This is a genomic window from Dyella sp. (genome assembly GCF_035508675.1).
Taxonomy (GTDB): Bacteria; Pseudomonadota; Gammaproteobacteria; order Xanthomonadales; family Rhodanobacteraceae; genus Dyella_B.
This window is the reverse complement of the sequence record NZ_DATJMN010000302.1, coordinates 1-8791: the sequence shown is the minus strand read 5'-3', so window position 1 is coordinate 8791 and position 8791 is coordinate 1. Positions and strand designations below refer to the sequence as shown.

Sequence of the window (8791 nt, the reverse complement as noted above, 5' to 3'; positions counted from 1 at the left end):
CGTCTCTCAGGCTTACATGCAATCGCATCACGGCCAGGACTTTCTGCAGCAAGGCCGCGAATACAACCTGCAACTGGAGAGGCAGCAGGCCATGGAGCAGCAGATGATTCGCAAAGGGCCGGCCATGAGCCGGTGATCGCAGAGAAAAGGAATTTCCGATGTCCACCGTGGAAGTCAAGGCACTGGCATTGCAACTCGGCTCGGTTGTCGATGTACTGGAAAAGCGCATCGATCACGCCGCACAACAGTCGTTACGCGCCACGCAGACGCTCGACCAACAATCCAGGCATTCGTTGGAAACCACGAACAAGCTGGTCCAGCAAGCACTGGAACAATTTCGCCTGGGCGCCAGGGAGGCCATAAAGGAAGGTGTCCGCGATGCCGCACATGAACTTGATCAAACGGTACGCGATGGCGCTAACCGACTCGATCAGACTGTTTCGCAACTGAATCAGCATATGCAGCACGTGAGGCGCCTGAATGCCTCGCACGCATGGAAGACCTTCATCGCCAGCGCGCTGGGCTCCCTTGCGGTAGTCGCCGTCGCCGTTTACACAGGTTGGCAGGCGCATGCAGATATGAAGCGCTCAGAGTGGGTGCAGCAGATCAACGCAGCCGTTGAGTCCGGCCATCTGACTACCTGCCCCGAAGGTGGCCTTTGCGTGCAGGTCGGAAATAAATGGGTGCGCGTGGGTGGCAAATAGTCATGCATGCTTACGCAAGCCAATCTCTCATGCTTCTCGGGTACCGCACCAACCGATGATCACCATGGCGCATCACCAACGTAGTTGTGATCTTGGTTATCAAAGGCCCGTAGCATTTTTCTGGAGAATAAAATGAAACGAATTTCTTTTTGGTTAATGACCCTGGCACTTTGCGGCCTTCCTGCCCATGCAAGGGAGAAAATTGAAGGCGCCTGGGAATTGAGCTGCATAACGCCGGTGGATTCCATCGAAAACGCCGACCCTGGTGGCGTGATCAACAGCAAATGGATATTCGACGGCAACGGGCGTCTTCAAATGCTTCAGCCCGACCAGACAACAGCCGGACCTGACGACGTCGCCACCTACAGCATCCATGATGGTCAGGTGGAGCTCGTCTTCCAAGACGGCTCTCGGCGTTATTTGCGGAACCTGCAATTTCCCAATCGCGGGACCATGCGCCTGCCCAGGGAAAGCGGCGGCTACTCTCAATTTCGCCGCATTGCCTCTGCCACCACCTTGCTTGAGCCGCGCAGCCTTCAACGCGTAGTGGAGGGCGAGATCAAGCCAGGTCACGAGTGCGATGACGACACCAGGTACGACAAGCGCGACTATGCCTCCTTGCCTTTGCATGATCGGCTACAGGGCACCTGGGAGGTCGTCATGTATCGCAACCTTTCGCCTCGCGGCGTACCACCCTACGGTTACTCCAACGATATCAACGTTTTTGATGCCAACTCCCTTATCGTTCATTCGACTGCAAATGGAACCGACAAGAAATTTTCGTACGTTCTGAGGGAAGGTGTAATCTACATAGGCGACATGGTAATGACGCCCTCATTCAACCAATGGTCGCAGCTGATCTTGACCAATGACGGCGGTGGACAGATTTATCTCAAACGCCTATCACGCGATACTGGAAAGCCCTACCCGAAACTAGCCCTGAAGGTGGTATGGATAGGAACGGAGCCGGATTCCCAAGAAAAGGATAGCAAGTCGTGATGGCGCTAACACAAACTAAAAGCCCATTGTTTACTCGATCAGGCAGTCGAATTTGGGTGGCGTCAAGCAAGATTGCATGCCTCGCAGGAAACCTACGCAGGTTAGCGATAAGCCCCACGTTTAATCCCCGCAAACCCAGATGGATGCTGACGACTCTTTGCCCAACGCTCCGATTCTGTCTTAACTTCGGAGTATTGACCCCGACGGGTGTATCGCGGCGATGCCGCGATACACCCGTCCGGCTTTGACTATTTATGCACCTGTATAGGGCGGCACGTCGGGTTCGAAAGTTGAGGCTTAGCGAGCAGTAGGCCGGGCATCTGGTTCGCTTGGCATTCGAACACACGGCCCTTGGTCGTGGTAGCCGTGTAGGTCAGCGTCTGAGCACCCAGCCTATCCGGCTCGGACTCCTTTACATTGGATATCGTCAGCTCGTCCGAGGACGCCAACCCGATCATCTGCGCAGTGGCCGACTGCAGGGGCACGATCGCTTGATTCACGCTCAGCGTAGAGCAGCCCGCCAACGCTAACGCACTTATCAATGGGACGACGTTTTTCACCAAACTTCTCCTTCCTTGATGCTGAAAACAAACTTCTCACTATGCAAAGGCTTTTGGATCAATCCGTCATCAAGAGCTTGTAATGCAATCCACTACGTAGCACGTCAGCCGGCTTGGACGCCATTGCCTCTCACGTTAAAAAACAACAATGAATAAGCACACATATTCCAGTCAATAAATTATTTCCTCCATCGTTTTTTGCGCAAAAAGCCATGCGCAAACTCCGCGATGAGGTGTAGCCAAACCCGTACACAATGTCAGCGCCGTGCAATGCGATGATATCGCTAGCTCGATCCCGTAACGATCTATCGAGTAGAAGCGCATTGCAACGAGGATTAACAATGGAGCATTGCCGCCGCTAACCATGCAATTATTGAGAAAAGTGATCCACAACGGCACGCGACGTATCAATAAAATCTCTACTGAAACGCAAATATACAGCTTTGATACTAGATCATCGCAAGGTATCATCGACCAGGACGTTCGGTCTCGCATCATCACCATTTGGAATCAGAGCATTGCTTACCGGCATCCACCTGATGCAAGCTGGTTCCTGGCGCTGACGCATCACGCCAGCAAAAAAAAGCGGGAAGGGAGTCGGTTTTACATGCTATCGGTGCAAATTCTCGGGACGGGTGAATATGTGCCCAGCCATTGCGTGTACTCGTCCGCGCTGGACGAGCGCTGGCACAAGCCCGCGGGGTGGATTGCACGCCACGCTGGCATCGAACGCCGCTATTACGCTACCGAAGACGAAACCAGCTCCTTGATGGCCGCACGGGCGGCGCATTCTGCACTGGTGGCGGCCGGGCTTGAGGCTGGAGAACTCGACTGCATCGTATCGGCGTGCAGCGTGATGGAACAGGCCATTCCATGTTCTGCGGTGCTTATCCAGCGCCAGCTCGGCCTCGGCGAAAGCGGTATTCCCGCGTTCGACATCAACGCCACCTGCCTCAGTTTTCTGGCTGCGCTGGATACCATGAGCATGGCCATCGCCGCCGGTCGATATCGCCGTGTACTCATCGTATCCAGCGAAATCGCCTCGGCAGGCTTGCGCGAGGACGATGCGGACACCGCCATGTTGTTTGGCGATGGGGCCGGTGCCGTCGTGCTTGGCCCGGCCAGCAAAGAAAGTGGCGCAGGCATTCGAGGTGCGCATTTCGAAACGTACGCGGTCGGCGCGGAGCTTTGCCAGGTGCGTTCCGGCGGCACGCGCATCCGGCCGCGCGGGAATATGCAGGCTTTCCTGGATGGCGCATGTTTTGAAATGCACGGCCGCCATACCTATCGCATGGCAGCGCAGCGGCTCCCGGCTTTCCTGGAGCGCTTGTCTGCATGTGCGGGAACATCGCTCGACCATATCGATCGCATCATTCCGCACCAGGCGAGCGCCAAGGCGCTCGCGCATCTGGAAGCGTTGCTCGGCGTGCCGGCTGGAAAGCTGGTAAAGGTTCTCGTCGAACGCGGCAACCAGATGGCGGCGTCCATTCCGGTGACCCTCCATCACGCCGTAACCACCGGCAAGGTGAAGCGCGGCGACGCCGTCGCGCTGATCGGCTCGGGCGCTGGGCTTTCGTTCGGCGGCGCCATTCTTACTTATTGACATGGCACGCGTACTCGTCACCGGCGCATCGGGGTTTATCGGCTCGCATGTCGCGCATGCGCTGTCGAGGGCGGGCCACGAGGTGCTTGCAACAGGCCGGAATGCGGCGCGACTGGCCACGTTCGCCGCTACGCCGATCGCCGTCGACACAGCGGATATTGTCGTGGACCCGCTTCAAAAGCTGGTCGCGGACCGTGACACTGTGGTGCATTGCGCCGCATTGTCCTCCCCTTGGGGGGCGCGCAGCGCATTCCAGCAGGCCAACGTGCATGCAACCGAGCGCCTGCTGCATGCCACCCTGCAGGCCGGCGTCCGGCGCTTCGTGCATCTGTCATCACCCAGTATCTATTTTCGGCTGGCCGACCAGTTCGATCTTACCGAAGCCTTCGCTCCGCCGAAACGCTGGATCAACGCGTATGCCGAAACCAAATGGCAATCCGAACAATGCGTAGCCGATGTGCGATACGCGGCCATGTCGCGCATCATCCTGCGCCCGCGTGCAGTATTCGGCGAGGGTGACCGCTCCATTTTCCCGCGCATCCTGGCCCTGGCCGAGCGCGGCTGGTTTCCGCAAATAGGCGACGGCCAAGCGCTGATCGATACCACCTATGTAGGAAATGTCGCCGATGCCGTGGTCGCCGCGTTATCAGCGACAAGCCACGCCGAACCTCGAGTATTCAATATCACCAACGGCGAACCGCTGGCGGTGTGCGAATTGCTACATCGGCTGTTTACGGCCCTGGACATGAAAGTGCGACGGGTGCGACTGCCCCGCAGCGTTGCAGTGGCACTGGGCGCGCTGGCGGAGAAGGCCGCACGCATCCGCCCGGGACAACCTGAGCCGCGTCTGAGCCGCTACGGCGTGGGCGTACTCGGCTATGCACAAACGCTGGATATTTCGCATGCACGACGCGTGCTGGGATATCGACCGCGCGTATCCGTCGACGAGGGCATTCGGCGTTTCAGCCAATGGTGGAGCGCGCATGGCAGGGATTGAATGGCGCACGTATGAGGCCGGCCACTGCATGCATCCGCAATGCAGTACGCGCCGTCGCGGCAGCTGGAAAATGGTCCGTTTCCCTTCGCTTACCTTTCTGCTGCGCCATCCGACTCATGGCACGATGCTGTTCGACACCGGTTATTCAGAGCATTTCTTCCATGCGACGCGCCATCTGCCCGAGCGCCTGTATCGCACCATCACGCCGCCCCACCTGCGGGAACAGGAGAGCCTGTGCAACCAGCTTGCGCGCGATGGCATCGACGTACGCGATATCGGCACGGTAATGCTTTCTCACTTGCATGGCGATCATATCGGCGGGCTGCATGACTTTCCGCATTCACCCATCCTATGTTCGCGCGAGGCCTGGAACGATCTCCACGCGCGCAGCCGACTCGGTGCGCTCAAGCGAGGGCTACTCCCCGGACTGCTGCCGGCTAATTTTCTGGAGCGCGTCAGGTGGATTGAGGACACGCCGTCCGTCCGCTTGTCCGGCTGCTTCGCAGAATTCGAAGCCGGCCATGACCTGTGGGCCGACGGCAGTATGCTGGCCATCGCATTACCCGGGCATGCTGCCGGCCACTACGGTTTGCTGTTTCGTGCCGCGAACGGCGAGCAGGTCTTTCTGGTTGCCGACGCGGCATGGTCGTCCCAGGCAGTGCGCGATGGCATTGCGCCACCGGGCATGGTGACGTCCTGGCTGGGCGATACACACGCCTATCTGGCAACACTGGCGCGCCTGCAGCGATTGCGGCACGCCGAGCCTGGCTTGCGTATCGTGCCTTCGCATTGCGGGGAGCATCGGCCGCGATGAGCAGTTTGAACGAAACGCTGGGCGTGGCCTGGCATTATCTCGCGGCGCGCCGGCTTCAACGCCTGCGAACACGCGAACAGATCCAGGCGCATCAGCAACGCCGCTGGCATGCCATGCATGCGCGCATCGCAGATGCATCGCCCTTTTATGCGGCCTATCGCCAGCTACCGCTGGCACAGTGGCCTCTGATGGAAAAGCGCGAATGGATGCACCACTTCGATACGATCAACACAGCCGGCATCACCCTGTCGCAAGCCTATGCGCTGGCGGAGCAGGCCGAGCGGACGCGCAACTTCCGGCCTGGCTTGGGTAATGTCACGGTCGGCCTCTCCACCGGCACCTCCGGCGCACGCGGCGTCTTTCTGGCCAGCCGTAGCGAACGCCAACGCTGGGCCGCCACCTTGCTTGCCAAGCTGCTGCCAGGCGGCGTGCTGGCGCGCGAACGCGTAGCCTTGCTGCTGCGCGCGGGCAGCAACTTGTATGACACGGTCCATGGCGCACGCTTGCAATTTCGGTACGTCGATTTATTGCAGCCCTTCGAGCAAGTCTTGCGACAGCTGGAAACGTACGACCCAACGATCCTGGTCGGTCCGGCACAGGCGCTGGCGCTGGTGGCTAGTGCGCAAGCAAACAGCACCACGCACATTACTCCACGCCGCATCATCTCCGCCGCGGAAGTGCTCGATCCGCTGGATCGTGCAGTGATGGAGCGGACATGGAATGTGCGAGTCGAGCAAATTTACCAGGCTACCGAAGGCTTTCTCGGGCAGACATGCGCTCACGGAACGATCCATCTCAACGAAGACTGCATCATCCTCGAACGTGACTGGATCGACCGCACGCATCGCCGCTTCGTGCCGATCATTACCGATCTTTACCGCTTTACACAGCCGGTGGTTCGCTATCGCCTCAACGATGTCCTGATAGAACGCGCCACCGCCTGCCCCTGCGGTTCGGCGCATGTGGCGCTCGAGCAGATTGAAGGACGTGAGGACGATATCGTGTGGTTACACGATGCGGCGAATGCCAAGCTCAGGCCGGTTTTTGCCGATAGCCTGGCGCGAATCGTGCTGAATGCCGATGCCGCCATCCGCGATTATCAGATCGAACAGTGCGACGTGCAGTCGCTCAGCATCGCTACTGAACCTGCACCGGACATCAATCGCGAACAGGCTATTCGCAGTGCGTTAGCAACTTTTTTTGTGACGCTGCAAATCTCCGTACCGACCATTGTGTTTGGCGCCATGCCCGAGCATGAACTCGGCAGCAAGCGACGGCGTGTGCGCGGCCTGGCCGCCTTGCGGGATCAAAAGCATGCGTAAGGTGCTTATTCTCGGCGCGCGCTCCCCGGTGGCGCTCGACCACGCCAGGCGCTTTGCGGCACAAGGTTGGCAGGTGGTTGTCGGCGATAGCGTGCCGTGCCGCATCTCAAGCTGGTCGCGCGCAGTCCATGCATGCGTGGCGCTGCCCTCGGCGCGCTACGGCATCCGCACCTACGCCGATGCCTTGCATCGCGCGATAAACCGCCACCGGGTCGACCTGGTGCTGCCGACCTGCGAGGAAGTTTTCTACCTTGCCCGTGTTCGTCCAGCGCTTCCGCCACAGCTGCGCGTCCTGGTGGATGACTTCGACAAGCTCGCCATGCTGCACAGCAAATGGCGGTTTCTGGAAGCGGCGCAGCACAGCGGCGTCACCGTTCCGGAAAGCGGGCTGGTGAACAGCATCGAGGAGGCGCGCGAATGGGCCAACGGACAACCGGCCGTGATCAAGCCGGAATTCTCCCGCTTCGGCGTGCATGTGCGCTTGTATCCCGAAGGCATCCCGCATGATGCACGGCCGTTCGAGGTGGACGCCAAGTGGGTCGTGCAGTCGTACTGCCGCGGCAAGGAGCTGTGTTCGTACAGCGTCGTCGACCAGGGACGCGTACGGGCGCACGTAACCTACGCTCCAAGCTACCGCATCAGCGCCAGCTCCAGTTACGTGTTTGAAGCGTGCGACGTACCCGCGATCGAAGCGTTCGTCGAAACCTTCGCACGCAACATCCGTTACACCGGCCAGCTGTCGTTCGACTGGATCGTATCCGAACCGGACAGCTATCAGGTGTTGGAGTGCAACCCCCGCGCGATCAGCGGCGTGCATCTGTTTGCCATGCACGACGCCCTGCCCGCTGCGCTGATGGGTGACACGGATACCTGCATCAAGCCAAGTCTCGCCGAGCCACGGATGATCGCCGCCGTGATGCTGGCAGCCGGCGCATGGCGGCCGTTGCGGCAACGCAAGGCAAGCGAGTGGTGGCGCGACTTCCGCGCTGCACGCGATGTCATCGCAGTCAAGGGTGACCGCGGGCCGTTGCTGGGCGGCCTGCTCGACTTGGCGTCGTATGCGCGCATGGCCGTGCAGCAACGGTGCACGATGCGTGAGGCATCTACGCGCGATACCGAGTGGGACGGCGAGGCGCTCGATACGCCATGACTGCGCAACCGGACGTCCCGCTGGATGAATTCAACGCCCGATCTGCGGCATTTCTGGCGCTGCATCGGCATGCTTCCAGCGAGCGCTTCGTCAGCAATCTGCGTACCACCGTGGATGCGGTGAACGCCGGGCCGGCCTGTCTACCCCTATCCATCAATCACGCCGAAGCGGGCAATGCGTGGGTATGCTCGCCCTATACCACCTATTGCAGTTATGCGAGCGAGGAATCGGCGCGAGTCGGACATCCTCTGCTCACCCGGCCCCTGCTTGGGCTTATCCGCTGCATGGGGACGCAATTGCAGCGCGCGGACATCGACCGCGCGGTCGCCATCAACAATTGGCTGATATCGACCAATGGCTATCCACGCCTGCACGATGTGGATATCGATCAGGCGATCGACGAAGCCATTTCGCGCTGGCCCGAGCATGCCCTCTGGTTCCGTTCGCTTAATGCAGCGCACCACGCTGATTGGTTGCGTGCGCTGACCGACCGCGGTGGCGTGCTGCTGCCGAGCCGGCAGGTTTATCTGTTTGACGACATCGCCAGCCTGGCCAGGCAGCGCACCGACCTGAAGCGTGATCTAGCCCTTTTGCGAAGCGAAGACGGCTTTACATGCGAGCGAATCACCGATGGCGAGGACA

General features: G+C 59.7%; 7 protein-coding genes and 1 pseudogene. All 8 read left to right on the top strand.

The annotated features are described in order from the left end of the window. Positions 1-158: 158 nt before the first annotated feature. On the top strand, positions 159-704 hold the full coding sequence (locus VMA74_RS16080; protein WP_325368761.1) for a hypothetical protein: 546 nt from the start codon (positions 159-161) through the stop codon (positions 702-704). 132 nt (positions 705-836) lie between these two features. Next, complete coding sequence (locus VMA74_RS16075; protein WP_325368759.1) at positions 837-1703, top strand: hypothetical protein; 867 nt, start codon at positions 837-839, stop codon at positions 1701-1703. 1167 nt (positions 1704-2870) lie between these two features. Further along, positions 2871-3866 carry a 3-oxoacyl-[acyl-carrier-protein] synthase III C-terminal domain-containing protein gene (locus tag VMA74_RS16070; protein ID WP_325368757.1) on the top strand — a complete coding sequence of 332 codons (996 nt, stop codon included), beginning with the start codon at positions 2871-2873 and terminating at the stop codon, positions 3864-3866. 1 nt (position 3867) lies between these two features. Beyond that, positions 3868-4863: an NAD(P)-dependent oxidoreductase gene (locus VMA74_RS16065; RefSeq protein ID WP_325368755.1), complete on the top strand. Its 996-nt coding sequence runs from the start codon at positions 3868-3870 to the stop codon at positions 4861-4863. Next, positions 4850-5677, top strand: a complete 828-nt coding sequence (locus VMA74_RS16060) for an MBL fold metallo-hydrolase (protein WP_325368753.1) — start codon at positions 4850-4852, stop codon at positions 5675-5677. Before VMA74_RS16065 ends, VMA74_RS16060 begins: the two co-directional genes overlap by 14 nt. Then, positions 5674-6999, top strand: a complete 1326-nt coding sequence (locus tag VMA74_RS16055) for a F390 synthetase-related protein (RefSeq protein ID WP_325368751.1) — start codon at positions 5674-5676, stop codon at positions 6997-6999. The genes VMA74_RS16060 and VMA74_RS16055 overlap by 4 nt, the downstream gene beginning before the upstream one ends. Then, positions 6992-8149, top strand: a complete 1158-nt coding sequence (locus tag VMA74_RS16050; RefSeq protein ID WP_325368749.1) for an ATP-grasp domain-containing protein — start codon at positions 6992-6994, stop codon at positions 8147-8149. Before VMA74_RS16055 ends, VMA74_RS16050 begins: the two co-directional genes overlap by 8 nt. After that, positions 8146-8791 (top strand): annotated as a pseudogene (locus tag VMA74_RS16045) (hypothetical protein); the annotation flags it as partial. The gene VMA74_RS16050 and the pseudogene VMA74_RS16045, both read left to right, overlap by 4 nt.